Here is a 12,953-nt window from a genome sequence, read left to right on the forward strand (position 1 = left end):
TCCTGAAAGGACACGCGTCCTTTCAGGAGGCCGCCACTCCCTGCTGGCAAAAAGGAAACGCTCTGGACGGTGAGGTCGAGCCGTGGGTGTGTACCCGTTCGTCACGATCGGGTGGGAAAGGATTTTCCCCTGCAGACATTTGTACATTGATCGATCTGAGGGGAGACCCTAATGAATTACAACTGGGACTGGGGCGTGTTCTTCAAGTCCACCGGCGTGGGCAGCGAGACCTATCTCGACTGGTACGTGGCCGGCCTGGGCTGGACCATCGCCATCGCCGTCGTCGCCTGGATCATCGCCCTGCTGCTGGGCTCGATCCTGGGCGTGATGCGCACCGTGCCGAACCGGCTGGTGTCGGGCATCGCCACCTGCTACGTGGAGCTCTTTCGTAACGTACCGCTGCTGGTGCAGCTGTTCATCTGGTACTTCCTGGTGCCCGACCTGCTGCCGGAAAACCTGCAGGAGTGGTACAAACAGGACCTGAACCCGACTACCTCGGCCTACCTGAGCGTCGTCGTGTGCCTGGGCCTGTTCACCGCCGCCCGGGTCTGCGAGCAGGTTCGCACCGGTATCCAGGCGCTGCCACGCGGCCAGGAATCCGCCGCCCGCGCCATGGGCTTCAAACTGCCGCAGATCTACTGGAACGTGCTGCTGCCCCAGGCCTACCGGATCATCATTCCGCCGCTGACCTCGGAATTCCTCAACGTCTTCAAGAACTCCTCCGTGGCCTCGCTGATCGGCCTGATGGAACTGCTCGCGCAAACCAAGCAGACCGCCGAGTTCTCCGCCAACCTGTTCGAAGCCTTCACCCTGGCGACGCTGATCTACTTCACCCTGAACATGAGCCTGATGTTGCTCATGCGCATGGTCGAGAAGAAAGTCGCGGTGCCCGGCCTGATCTCCGTAGGGGGTAAATGATGGAATTCGATTTCAGTGGCGTCGTCCCGGCCATCCCCGGCTTGTGGAACGGCATGGTCATGACCCTCAAGTTGATGGCCCTGGGCGTGGTTGGCGGGATCATCCTGGGGACGATCCTGGCCCTGATGCGCCTGTCCCATAACCGGCTGCTGTCCAATTTCGCCGGGGCCTACGTCAACTATTTCCGCTCGATCCCGCTGCTGCTGGTCATCACCTGGTTCTACCTGGCGGTGCCGTTCGTACTGCGCTGGATCACCGGCGAGGACACACCGATCGGTGCATTCGGCTCCTGCATCGTGGCGTTCATGATGTTCGAAGCGGCGTACTTCTGCGAAATCGTCCGGGCCGGCGTGCAGTCGATCCCCAAGGGCCAGATGGGCGCCGCCCAGGCGCTGGGCATGAATTATGGCCAGACCATGCGCCTGATCATCCTGCCCCAGGCGTTTCGCAAGATGACCCCGCTGCTGCTGCAACAAAGCATCATCCTGTTCCAGGACACCTCGTTGGTCTACACCGTCGGCCTGGTGGATTTCCTCAATGCCTCGCGGGCCAGTGGCGACATCATCGGCCGCTCCAATGAGTTCCTGATCGTCGCAGGTCTCGTGTACTTCACCATCAGCTTTGCCGCTTCGCAGCTGGTCAAGCGTCTGCAAAAAAGGTTCGCCGTATGATCTCTATCAAGAACATCAACAAGTGGTATGGGGACTTCCAGGTACTGACCAATTGCAGCACCGAGGTCAGCAAGGGTGAAGTGGTGGTGGTGTGCGGGCCGTCGGGTTCGGGCAAGTCCACGCTGATCAAATGCGTGAACGCCCTGGAGCCCTTCCAGAAGGGCGACATCGTGGTGGACGGCACCTCCATCGCCGACCCGAAGACCAACCTGCCGAAACTGCGCTCCCGCGTGGGCATGGTGTTCCAGCATTTCGAGCTGTTCCCGCACCTGACCATCACCGAGAACCTGACCATCGCGCAGATCAAGGTGCTGGGCCGCAGCAAGCAAGAAGCCACCAAGAAAGGCCTGCAGTTGCTCGAGCGCGTTGGCCTGGCAGCCCACGCCCACAAGCACCCGGGCCAACTCTCCGGGGGCCAGCAGCAACGCGTGGCGATTGCCCGTGCGTTGGCGATGGACCCGGTGGTGATGCTGTTCGACGAACCGACGTCGGCCCTTGACCCGGAAATGGTCAACGAAGTGCTCGACGTGATGGTGCAACTGGCCCACGAAGGCATGACCATGATGTGCGTGACCCACGAAATGGGCTTCGCCCGCAAAGTGGCGAACCGGGTGATCTTCATGGACCAGGGCCAGATCATCGAAGACTGCAAGAAGGAAGAGTTCTTCGGCGACATCAGCGCCCGCTCCGAACGTGCGCAGCACTTCCTCGAGAAAATCCTGCAGCACTAAGCGTCGCCTTCTTCAGGCACGCTTGATCCTGTGGCGAGGTATCGCCACAGGATCGCGCTCCAAGGACGAGCGCAGCCACACTGGTTGACCCAAGGCTTCTGTGATGAAATGCGACCCCACCCTCTATCGCGCCGCGCCGCCATCACTCGCCGTGAAACCCCGCCTGATCCGCCACCTGTTCCTCCCGCCGCTGATCATTGCCCTGATGATCGGCCTGGGTTACCTCGGTTTCTGGATCAGCGAACACTATGGCATTCGCAACCTCGCCGAGAACGGCGAACGCCAACTCGAGCTCCACGCCCGTGCTGTCGAGAGCGAGATCAGCAAGTACACCTACCTGCCCAGCCTGCTGGAGCTTGAGTCCAGCGTCTCGCAACTGCTCGAGGACCCGACGCCCGAGCATCGCAAGACCGTCAACGAATACCTCGAAGGCCTGAACCGCCGCAGCCGCAGCCGGGCCATTTATGTGATGGACACCACCGGCCGGGTCATGGCCACCAGCAACTGGCGCGACGTCGACAGTTACCTGGGTGAAGACCTGTCCTTTCGCGCCTATTTCCAGAACGCCGTGCGTGGTCAACCGGGGCGTTTCTACGGCATCGGCAGCACCAATGGCGAACCCGGCTACTACCTCGCCCACGGCCTGGAGCAACAGGGTAAGATCATCGGCGTCGCCGTGGTCAAGGTACGCCTCGAAGCCATGGAAGAGCGCTGGCAACGGGCGCGCCTGGAAGCGTTCGTCAGCGACGAGAACGGCATCATCATCCTGTCCAGCGATCCGGCGCGACGCCTCAAGTCGGTTCGCCCCCTGAGCGACGACACCAAGGAGCGCCTGGCCCGCAGCCTGCAATATTACTGGTTCCCCCTCAACGAGCTGATTCCGCTGGCCCGCGAGCGGCTGGCCGAGGGAATGGAGCTGCTGACCTTCCCGGCCAACGCCGAAGTCGCGGCCGACAACCCCGCCAGCAGCTACCTCTCCCAGACCCGGCCCCTGAACGACACCCCCTGGAACTTCACCTTGCTGACGCCGCTGGAAGACCTGCGCCGCCAGGCGATCAACCAGGGCATCCTGGTGGCCGTGGCCTTTGCCCTGGTGGCGTTCCTGCTGATCGCCTGGAACGAACGGCGCAAGGTCATCGCCACCCGCCTCGCCGCCCGCGAGGCCTTGCAGGAGGCCAACAACCAGCTCGAGCGTCGGATTACCGAACGCACCACCGACCTGCGGGCCAGCAACGAACGTCTCAAGGGCCAGATCCGCGAGCGACGGCAGGCCGAAGAGACCTTGCGCCGTGCCCAGGACGAGCTGGTGCAGGCCGGGAAGCTGGCCGCCATCGGCCAGATGTCCACCAGCATCGCCCACGAACTCAACCAGCCGCTGGCCGCGCTGCGGACCTTGTCCGGCAATACCGTGCGCTTTCTGGAACGGGGCCAGTTGGACATTGCCAGCACCAACCTCAAGACCATCAACGAACTGATCGACCGCATGGGCCGGATCACCGCCAGCCTGCGCGCCTTTGCCCGGCGCGGCGACGACCAGGGCCGGGCGAGCCTGGGCAAGGCGGTCGAGGCTGCGCTGCAATTGCTAGGCGGGCGCCTGGAAAACCTCGACCTCCAGGTGCATAGCGATTTCGATGACGTCCAATTGCAAATCGATCAGACGCGCCTGGAACAGATCCTCGTGAACCTGGTTGGCAATGCCCTGGACGCCATGCAGACGCAACCCGAGCCACAGCTATGGCTCGAAGGCGACATCGCCGACGGCAAATATCGCCTGCGGGTACGGGACAACGGCCATGGCATCGACCCCGAGGCGCGCAAGCATCTGTTCGAGCCCTTTTTCACCACCAAGCCCGGCGAACAGGGCCTCGGCCTGGGGTTGACGCTCTCGGCGAGCCTGGCCGCCGCCGCGGGCGGGCACCTGGGCGTCGAATACCCGGTCGAGCGTGGCACCACCTTCGTCCTCAGTTTACCGTTGGTAAGCCCTTCACCTGCCGAGCCGCTATGAACAACGACCTGAGCGTATTGATCGTCGAAGATGACCCCCATGTCCTGCTGGGCTGCCAGCAAGCCCTGAGCCTGGAAGACATTCCATGCATCGGCGTGGGCAGCGCCGAAGAAGCCCTGGCGCGGGTGGGCGATGACTTCGCCGGCATCGTCATCAGCGACATTCGCCTGCCGGGCATGGATGGCCTGGAGCTGCTGACGCACCTCAAGGCACGCGATCGCAGCCTGCCGGTGGTGCTGATCACCGGCCACGGCGATATCTCCATGGCCGTCGGCGCCATGCAGAAAGGCGCCTATGACTTCATGGAAAAACCGTTCTCCCCGGAGCGCCTGGTGGACGTTGCCCGCCGCGCGCTGGAGCAGCGCGGCCTGGCCCGCGAGGTTTCCTCCCTGCGTCGGCAATTGGCCGAGCGCGATTCCCTGGAAGGCCGGATCATCGGTCGCTCACCGGCCATGCAGCATTTGCGCGAACTGATCGCCAACGTCGCCGACACTTCGGCCAACGTGCTGATCGAAGGCGAAACCGGCACTGGCAAAGAGCTGGTCGCCCGCTGCCTGCACGATTTCAGCCGACGTCACACCAAGCCGTTCGTCGCACTCAATTGCGGCGGCTTGCCGGAGAACCTGTTCGAAAGCGAGATCTTCGGCCACGAGGCCAACGCCTTCACCGGCGCTGGCAAGCGCCGGATCGGCAAGATCGAGCACGCCGACGGCGGTACGCTGTTTCTCGATGAAGTGGAAAGCATGCCCCTGCCCTTGCAGATCAAACTGCTGCGGGTGTTGCAGGAGCGCACCCTCGAACGGCTGGGATCGAACCAGAGCGTGGCTGTGGATTGCCGGGTGATCGCCGCCACCAAGTCCGACCTGGACGAACTGGGCCGCGCCGGACAATTTCGCAGCGACTTGTATTACCGACTCAACGTGGTGACCCTGGAATTGCCCCCCCTGCGCGAACGCCGCGAGGACATCCTGCAATTGTTCGAGCATTTCCTCCAGCAGTCATCCCTGCGCTTCGACCGCACCGCGCCGGAGCTGGACAACCAGACCCTGTCGAACCTGATGAGCCACGACTGGCCGGGCAACGTGCGCGAACTGCGCAACGTCGCCGAGCGCTACGCCCTCGGCCTGCCGGCCTTCAAGAAACCGGGGACCAGCGGTGGCAGCCAGGGCCTGGCCTTCGCCGAGGCGGTGGAAGCCTTCGAGCGCAACCTGCTGGTGGACGCCCTGCAACGCAGCGGTGGCAACCTGACCCAGGCCAGCCTGGAGCTGGGCATGGCCAAGACCACGCTGTTCGACAAAGTCAAAAAATACGGCTTGAGCCATTAACGAGGCGGTCAACCTGTGGACCTGATTTTCAAGGCGGCGCTCGGTGCGGCCGTGGTGGTCATCCTGGCGATGCTGGCCAAGACCAAGAACTATTACATCGCCGGGCTGGTGCCGCTGTTTCCCACGTTCGCCCTGATCGCCCATTACATCGTCGGCAAGGGCCGCTCGATAGACGATCTCAAGACCACCATCGTGTTTGGCATGTGGTCGATCATTCCGTACTTCGTCTATCTGGCGACGCTGTACGTGATGGTCGACCGTCTGCGCCTGGAGGCGTCGCTCGCCGTGGCGGCGGTGGCCTGGCTGATGGCGGCGACGGTGCTGGTCAGCGTCTGGATGAGGGTCCATGGCTGACGCAGCACCTTCGCAGCGGCGGGATCAATAGCCGACGGTAAACCGCGTGCGGGAAAATTGCGGCGTTTCCACTTCATCGATCATCGCAATGGCGTAATCGGCAAAGCTGATCCAGCTGCGCCCGGCGCCGTCGAACAACAGGTGATCCTTGCCAACACGGAACTGACTGGTGCGCTCGGTTTCGACGAACTCCGCTGACGGCGAGAGGAAGGTCCAGTCCAGATCCGGCTCCTTGCGCAGCACGTCCAGGAACAACGCCCCGGCCGTGGCTTCAGCCAGGTATTCCTCCGGGAAGCCATCGCTGTCGACCACGCGGCTGTTGTCCGGTAGCAGCAACGAGCCGGCACCGCCCACCACCAGCAAACGCTTGACCCCGGCGGCTTTCACCGGCGCGATGACTTTGTCGGCCGGCACCGTGGAAAAGTGCGCGGCGCTGATCACCACGTCGTGCCCGGCGATGGCGGCGGCCAACGCCTCGCTGTCCAGCACGTCCAGTTGCTTGCTGGTCACCCCGGCCCTTTCACCGACTTTCGCGGTGTTACGGGCGATAGCCGTTACGCTGTGGCCGCGGCGCAGGGCTTCTTCCAACAGCTGGCTGCCGGCACGCCCCGTGGCGCCGATGATTGCGATCTTGCTCATGGTGTTCTCCCGTGATGACACGTCGTTGATTGTGAAGCGGTTAAGGAATGAGAAAGAGCTTAGGCTTTTTACGAAAAATGCCTGCGCAACGCTTCATACAAATCCTAATCACCTGGTTCGTTCCAAAAAATGCGATGCTGCAACATAGTTTGTTTCTGAAAGCGGGCAAATCATGGATCGTCTACAAGCAATGCGGGTGTTTGTCACAGTGGTGGACCTGGGCAGCCAGTCGGCGGCGGCCGACTACCTGGAGCTGTCACGCCCGGTGGTGTCGCGGTATCTGGCGGAGTTGGAGAACTGGGTGGGCGCCCGGCTGATGCACCGCACCACCCGCAAGCTGAGCCTGACGGCGGCCGGCCTGGAAATCCTGCCGCGCTGCCGGCAGATGCTGGAACTTTCCAGCGACATGCAAGCAGCGGTCGGCGCGCCGGACGATGCCCCGCGGGGCATGTTGCGCATCAGCTCCAGCACCTCGTTCGGCCAGGCCCAACTGGCTGCGGCAATTACCGAATACGTCACCCGGTATCCGGGAGTGAGCGTCGACCTGCAAATGCTCGATCGCATCGTGAACCTGGTGGATGAGCGCATCGACCTGGCGATCCGCATGAGCAACGACCTGGATCCGAACCTGATCGCCCGGCGCCTCAGCATCTGCCGCTCGGTGATCTGTGCCTCGCCCGCTTACCTGCGCGAACACCCGGCACCCCGACGGGTCGAGGATCTGAGCCGGCACAACTGCCTGACCCACGCCTACGTGGGCAAGAGCCTCTGGCATTTCGAGCAGGACGGTGAACAGGTCTCGGTGCCGGTGCAGGGCAATATCAGTGGCAACGACGCCAGTACCCTGCTGCGGGCGGCCATGGCCGGTGCCGGCGTGGCGATGCTGCCCAGCTACCAGGCCGGCGTCCACATCAAGAGCGGCGAGCTGGTTCGCCTGGTGGCCCATGCCGAACCCCGGCAGATGAACATGTACGCGGTATATACATCACGCAGGCACATGTCGTCGGCGCTGCGCAGCCTGCTGGATTTTCTGGTGCTCAGATTTCCCGAGACGCCGGAGTGGGATGTGGGCCTGTAAGCCCTATTGGCCTCCCCAACGCTCCCGCAGGGGAGCTCTGGGATTTCACCAACAGCCCGCCCAGGGCATACTTGCCACCCTCCGCACTCCAGAACCCAGAAGCGCCCCATGCGTATCCACGTCAGTTTCATCGACCGCGTTGGTATCACCCAGGAAGTCCTGGCCTTGCTCGGTGGCCGTAATCTCAATCTGGATGCCGTGGAGATGGTGCCGCCCAACGTCTACATCGATGCCCCGACCCTCAGCCCGCAAGTGCTGGATGAACTGCGCGAGGCGTTGTTCAGTGTGCGCGGCGTGCAGGCGGTCACTGTGGTGGACATCTTGCCGGGCCAGCGCCGGCACTTGCAGCTCGATGCCCTGCTGGCCGCCATGACCGATCCGGTGCTGGCCGTGGACAGCGCCGGCAAGGTGCTGCTGGCCAACCCCGCGCTGATCGCCCTGTATGGTCGAGAACCGATGGGGGAAAGCCTGGCCGAGCTGTTCAGTGACGAAGCGCTGCTGAGTACCCTGCTGGAAAGCGGCTTCCGCCTGCCGTTGCGGGAAATCACCCTCAACGGCCAGACCCTGCTGCTGGACGCCACGCCCATCACGGACGCCGGCGCGCTCCTGACGCTCTACCCGCCGAACCGCATCGGCGAACGCCTCTCCGCCCTGCACCACGATCATGCCGAAGGCTTCGACGCGCTGCTCGGCGAGTCCCCGGCGATCCGCACCCTCAAGGCCCGGGCACAACGGGTCGCGGCCCTCGATGCACCACTGTTGATCCAGGGCGAAACCGGCACCGGCAAGGAGCTGGTCGCCCGGGCCTGCCACGCCATCAGCGCCCGCCACGGTGCGCCGTTCCTGGCCCTGAACTGCGCGGCGTTGCCGGAGAACCTGGCCGAAAGCGAACTGTTCGGCTACGCCCCCGGCGCCTTCACCGGCGCGCAACGGGGCGGTAAGCCAGGGTTGATGGAACTGGCGAACCAGGGCACGGTGTTCCTCGATGAAATCGGCGAGATGTCGCCGTACCTGCAAGCCAAGCTGCTGCGCTTTTTGAACGACGGCAGTTTCAGGCGAGTCGGCGGCGACCGGGAAATCAAGGTCAACGTGCGCATCCTCAGCGCCACCCATCGCAACCTGGAGAAAATGGTCAGCGAAGGCTCGTTCCGCGAAGACCTGTTCTATCGCCTGAACGTGCTCAACGTGGCCGTCCCGCCGCTGCGCGAGCGCGGCCAGGACATCCTGCTGCTGGCGCGTTATTTCATGCAGCAGGCCTGCGCGCAGATCCAGCGCCCGGTCTGCCGCCTCGCCCCTGGCACCTACCCGGCGCTGCTGGGCAACCGCTGGCCGGGCAACGTGCGGCAATTGCAGAACGTGATCTTCCGCGCCGCGGCTATCTGCGAAAGCAGCCTGGTGGACATCGGCGACCTGGACATCGCCGGCACCTCCGTGGCGCGCCAGGGCGACGTGGAAGTCGAAAGCCTGGAGCAGGCCGTGGAGACCTTCGAGAAGCACCTGCTCGAAAGCCTTTACGCCAACTACCCCTCCACCCGCCAACTTGCCAGCCGCTTGCAGACCTCCCACACGGCGATTGCCCATCGGTTGCGCAAGTACGGGATTCCCAACAAGCCGTAGCTCAATCCCTTTGTGACCCGCGCCAAAAACGACCTCAACCGTACTGAAAGCGCTACAGTGGAACGATATCGCTACAACCGTCGGTAAACTGCGCCGGATAAGGCTTTGATCCCCCAACCTTTTTATCCTGGGCAGGCGCTGTAGCGATTTCGCTACACACATCATTTCCGACCCTTCAGCAAACCGCTATAAACCATTGATAAATATGCACATATTCGTATTGGCCGCATTCTTGCTATGGGCTTTAGCTGAATAGAACCATTCGGCCGGGCCAAGCCCCGTGCCTTTCTTCGCGTCCACCAGACGAATCTGGCCCCAGGAGTTTCCATGAGCGAGTTGCGTTTCACTGAAGATCACGAATGGCTGCGTGCCGAAGCCGACGGCAGCGTTACTGTCGGTATTACTGCGTTTGCCCAGAACGCCTTGGGCGATGTGGTCTATGTTCAGTTACCGGAACTGCAAAGCTACGCCAAGGGTGACGAGGCCTCGACCGTGGAATCGGTGAAAGCCGCCAGCGGTGTCTACATGCCACTGGACGGTGAAGTGCTCGAAGTGAACCCGGCCCTGGAAAGCAATCCGGAACTGGTCAACGAAGATCCGCTGGGCGAAGGCTGGTTTTTCCGATTCAAGCCAGTCAACGCCGGCGAGGTTGGCCAACTGCTGGATCAGGACGCCTACGACCGCCTGATCAAAGCCAACGCCGAAGCCTGAGGAGCGCAACATGACCGTTAATCTCGGCACCGCCAACGAATTCATTGCCCGCCACATTGGCCCGCGCGCCAGTGACGAGCAAGCCATGCTCGAGTGCCTGGGCTACGACTCCCTGCAAGCCCTGAGCGCCAGCGTCATCCCCGAAAGCATCAAGGGCACCAGCGTGCTGAACATGGGCGACGGCCAGAGCGAAGCCGATGCACTGGCCTCGATCAAGGCCATCGCCGCCAAGAACCAACTGTTCAAGACTTACATCGGCCAGGGCTACTACAACTGCCACACGCCAGCGCCGATCCTGCGCAACCTGCTGGAAAACCCGGCCTGGTACACCGCCTACACGCCGTACCAGCCGGAAATCTCCCAGGGCCGTCTCGAAGCGCTGCTGAACTTCCAGACCCTGATCAGCGACCTCACCGGCCTGCCGATCGCCAACGCTTCCCTGCTCGACGAAGCCACCGCCGCCGCCGAAGCCATGACCTTCTGCAAGCGCCTGAGCAAGAACAAGGGCAGCAACGCCTTCTTCGCCTCCGTACACAGCCACCCGCAAACCCTCGACGTGCTGCGCACCCGTGCCGAGCCCCTGGGCATCGACGTGGTGGTCGGCGATGAGCGCGAACTGAGCGACGTCAGTGCCTTCTTCGGCGCGTTGCTGCAATACCCGGCCAGCAACGGCGACCTGTTCGACTACCGCGAACTGACCGAACGCTTCCACGCCGCCAATGCCCTGGTGGCCGTCGCGGCTGATTTGCTGGCCCTGACAGTGCTGACCCCACCGGGTGAATTCGGGGCCGACGTGGCCATCGGCAGCGCCCAGCGCTTCGGCGTGCCGCTGGGCTTCGGTGGCCCGCACGCGGCGTATTTCTCCACCAAGGATGCCTTCAAGCGCGACATGCCGGGCCGCCTGGTCGGTGTCTCCGTGGACCGTTTCGGCAAGCCGGCCCTGCGCCTGGCGATGCAGACCCGCGAGCAACACATCCGCCGCGAGAAAGCCACCAGCAACATCTGCACCGCCCAGGTGCTGCTGGCCAACATCGCCAGCATGTACGCCGTGTACCACGGGCCCAAGGGCCTGGTGCAGATTGCCAACCGCATCCACCACCTCACTGCGATCCTCGCCAAGGGCCTGGGCGCATTGGGCCTGAGCGTCGAGCAAGAAAGTTTCTTCGACACCCTGACCCTGCACACCGGCGCGCAGACCGCCGCCCTGCACGACAAGGCCCGCGCCCAGCGCATCAACCTGCGTGTGGTCGACGTGCAGCGCCTGGGCCTGTCCCTGGACGAAACCACCGGCCAGGCGGACGTCGAAGCGCTGTGGAGCCTACTGGCCGACGGCAAGGCCCTGCCAGACTTCACCGCACTGGCCGCCTCCGTGCAAAGCCGCATCCCGGCCGAACTGGTGCGTCAATCGGCGATCCTCAGCCACCCGGTGTTCAACCGCTACCATTCCGAAACCGAGCTGATGCGCTACCTGCGCAAGCTCGCCGACAAGGACCTGGCCCTGGATCGCACCATGATCCCGCTGGGTTCCTGCACCATGAAACTCAACGCCGCCAGCGAAATGATCCCGGTGACCTGGGCCGAATTCGGCGCCCTGCACCCGTTCGCCCCAGCCGAACAGAGCGCCGGCTACCAGCAACTGACCGACGAACTGGAGGCCATGCTTTGCGCCGCCACCGGTTACGACGCGGTGTCGCTGCAACCCAACGCCGGCTCGCAAGGTGAATACGCCGGTCTGCTGGCGATCCGCGCCTACCACCAGAGCCGTGGCGAAGAGCGTCGCGACATCTGCCTGATCCCATCCTCGGCCCACGGCACCAACCCGGCCACCGCCAACATGGCCGGCATGCGCGTGGTCGTGACCGCCTGCGATGCCCGTGGCAACGTCGACATCGAAGACCTGCGGGCCAAGGCCATCGAGCACCGCGAACACCTGGCCGCGCTGATGATCACCTACCCGTCCACCCACGGTGTGTTCGAGGAAGGCATCCGCGAGATCTGCGGCATCATTCATGACAACGGCGGCCAGGTGTACATCGACGGCGCCAACATGAACGCCATGGTCGGCCTCTGCGCCCCGGGCAAGTTCGGCGGCGACGTGTCGCACCTGAACCTGCACAAGACCTTCTGCATCCCTCACGGCGGTGGCGGCCCGGGCGTTGGCCCGATTGGCGTCAAGTCGCACCTGGCGCCGTTCCTGCCGGGCCACGCGAACATGGCGCGCAAGGAAGGCGCGGTGTGCGCGGCGCCGTTCGGCAGCGCGAGCATTTTGCCGATCACCTGGATGTACATCCGCATGATGGGTGGCGCCGGCCTCAAGCGCGCCTCGCAACTGGCGATCCTCAACGCCAACTACATCGCCCGTCGCCTGGAAGAGCACTACCCGGTGCTCTACTCCGGCAGCAACGGCCTGGTCGCCCACGAATGCATCCTCGACCTGCGCCCGCTCAAGGACAGCAGCGGCATCAGCGTCGATGACGTGGCCAAGCGCCTGATCGACTTCGGCTTCCACGCCCCGACCATGTCGTTCCCGGTAGCTGGCACGTTGATGATCGAGCCGACCGAAAGCGAATCCAAGGAAGAACTGGACCGCTTCTGCGACGCCATGATCTGCATCCGCGAAGAAATCCGCGCGGTGGAAAACGGCAGCCTGGACAAGGACGACAACCCGCTGAAAAACGCCCCGCACACCGCAGCGGAACTCGTCGGCGAGTGGACCCATCCCTACAGTCGCGAGCAAGCGGTGTACCCTGTCTCGTCGTTGATCGAAGGCAAGTACTGGCCGCCGGTTGGCCGGGTCGACAACGTGTTCGGCGACCGCAACCTGGTCTGCGCCTGCCCGTCGATCGAAAGTTACGCATAAAAGCAGCTACGAGCTTCAAGTTGTAAGCTGCAAGTAAGAGTCGC

General features: G+C 63.5%; 11 protein-coding genes. 10 read left to right on the top strand and 1 reads right to left on the bottom strand.

What is annotated here, in order from left to right; translation table 11 throughout:
* Positions 1-171 precede the first annotated feature (171 nt).
* The 6 genes from N4Q37_RS15640 (at position 172) to N4Q37_RS15665 (ending at position 6,004) form a co-directional block, all read left to right on the top strand.
* Positions 172-918 (top strand): amino acid ABC transporter permease, encoded by a 747-nt coding sequence (locus N4Q37_RS15640; RefSeq protein WP_260959003.1) that lies wholly within the window; start codon positions 172-174, stop codon positions 916-918.
* Positions 918-1,589: an amino acid ABC transporter permease gene (locus tag N4Q37_RS15645; protein ID WP_260959004.1), complete on the top strand. Its 672-nt coding sequence runs from the start codon at positions 918-920 to the stop codon at positions 1,587-1,589. The genes N4Q37_RS15640 and N4Q37_RS15645 overlap by 1 nt, the downstream gene beginning before the upstream one ends.
* Complete coding sequence (locus tag N4Q37_RS15650) at positions 1,586-2,320, top strand: amino acid ABC transporter ATP-binding protein (RefSeq protein ID WP_260959006.1); 735 nt, start codon at positions 1,586-1,588, stop codon at positions 2,318-2,320. Before N4Q37_RS15645 ends, N4Q37_RS15650 begins: the two co-directional genes overlap by 4 nt.
* A 103-nt stretch (positions 2,321-2,423) precedes the next feature.
* The gene (locus tag N4Q37_RS15655) at positions 2,424-4,325 is read left to right on the top strand and encodes a two-component sensor histidine kinase AauS (RefSeq protein ID WP_260959007.1); all 1,902 of its coding nucleotides are present in this window, start codon (positions 2,424-2,426) and stop codon (positions 4,323-4,325) included.
* Complete coding sequence (locus N4Q37_RS15660; protein ID WP_260959010.1) at positions 4,322-5,650, top strand: two-component response regulator AauR; 1,329 nt, start codon at positions 4,322-4,324, stop codon at positions 5,648-5,650. The genes N4Q37_RS15655 and N4Q37_RS15660 overlap by 4 nt, the downstream gene beginning before the upstream one ends.
* Before the next feature lie 24 nt (positions 5,651-5,674).
* Entirely contained in the window at positions 5,675-6,004 is a 330-nt protein-coding gene (locus N4Q37_RS15665) for a GlpM family protein (protein WP_260959312.1), read from the top strand.
* Positions 6,005-6,028: 24 nt separating this feature from the next.
* Here the strand turns inward: N4Q37_RS15665 and N4Q37_RS15670 are convergent, their stop codons facing one another.
* Positions 6,029-6,643 (bottom strand): NAD(P)-dependent oxidoreductase, encoded by a 615-nt coding sequence (locus N4Q37_RS15670; RefSeq protein WP_260959012.1) that lies wholly within the window; start codon positions 6,641-6,643, stop codon positions 6,029-6,031.
* A gap of 172 nt (positions 6,644-6,815) precedes the next feature.
* Here N4Q37_RS15670 and N4Q37_RS15675 point away from each other — a divergent pair, with 172 nt between their 5' ends.
* The 4 genes from N4Q37_RS15675 to gcvP all read left to right on the top strand — a co-directional run bounded on the left by N4Q37_RS15675 (position 6,816) and on the right by gcvP (position 12,909).
* On the top strand, positions 6,816-7,721 hold the full coding sequence (locus tag N4Q37_RS15675; RefSeq protein ID WP_260959015.1) for a LysR family transcriptional regulator: 906 nt from the start codon (positions 6,816-6,818) through the stop codon (positions 7,719-7,721).
* Positions 7,722-7,829: 108 nt separating this feature from the next.
* The gene (locus N4Q37_RS15680; protein ID WP_260959017.1) at positions 7,830-9,338 is read left to right on the top strand and encodes a sigma-54-dependent transcriptional regulator; all 1,509 of its coding nucleotides are present in this window, start codon (positions 7,830-7,832) and stop codon (positions 9,336-9,338) included.
* A gap of 327 nt (positions 9,339-9,665) precedes the next feature.
* Positions 9,666-10,049: a glycine cleavage system protein GcvH gene (gene gcvH, locus N4Q37_RS15685; RefSeq protein ID WP_260959018.1), complete on the top strand. Its 384-nt coding sequence runs from the start codon at positions 9,666-9,668 to the stop codon at positions 10,047-10,049.
* Positions 10,050-10,059: 10 nt separating this feature from the next.
* Complete coding sequence (gene gcvP / locus N4Q37_RS15690; RefSeq protein WP_260959020.1) at positions 10,060-12,909, top strand: aminomethyl-transferring glycine dehydrogenase; 2,850 nt, start codon at positions 10,060-10,062, stop codon at positions 12,907-12,909.
* Positions 12,910-12,953: the final 44 nt, after the last annotated feature.

Source organism: Pseudomonas citri (assembly GCF_025336485.1).
In the GTDB taxonomy this organism is placed as follows: Bacteria; Pseudomonadota; Gammaproteobacteria; order Pseudomonadales; family Pseudomonadaceae; genus Aquipseudomonas; species Aquipseudomonas citri.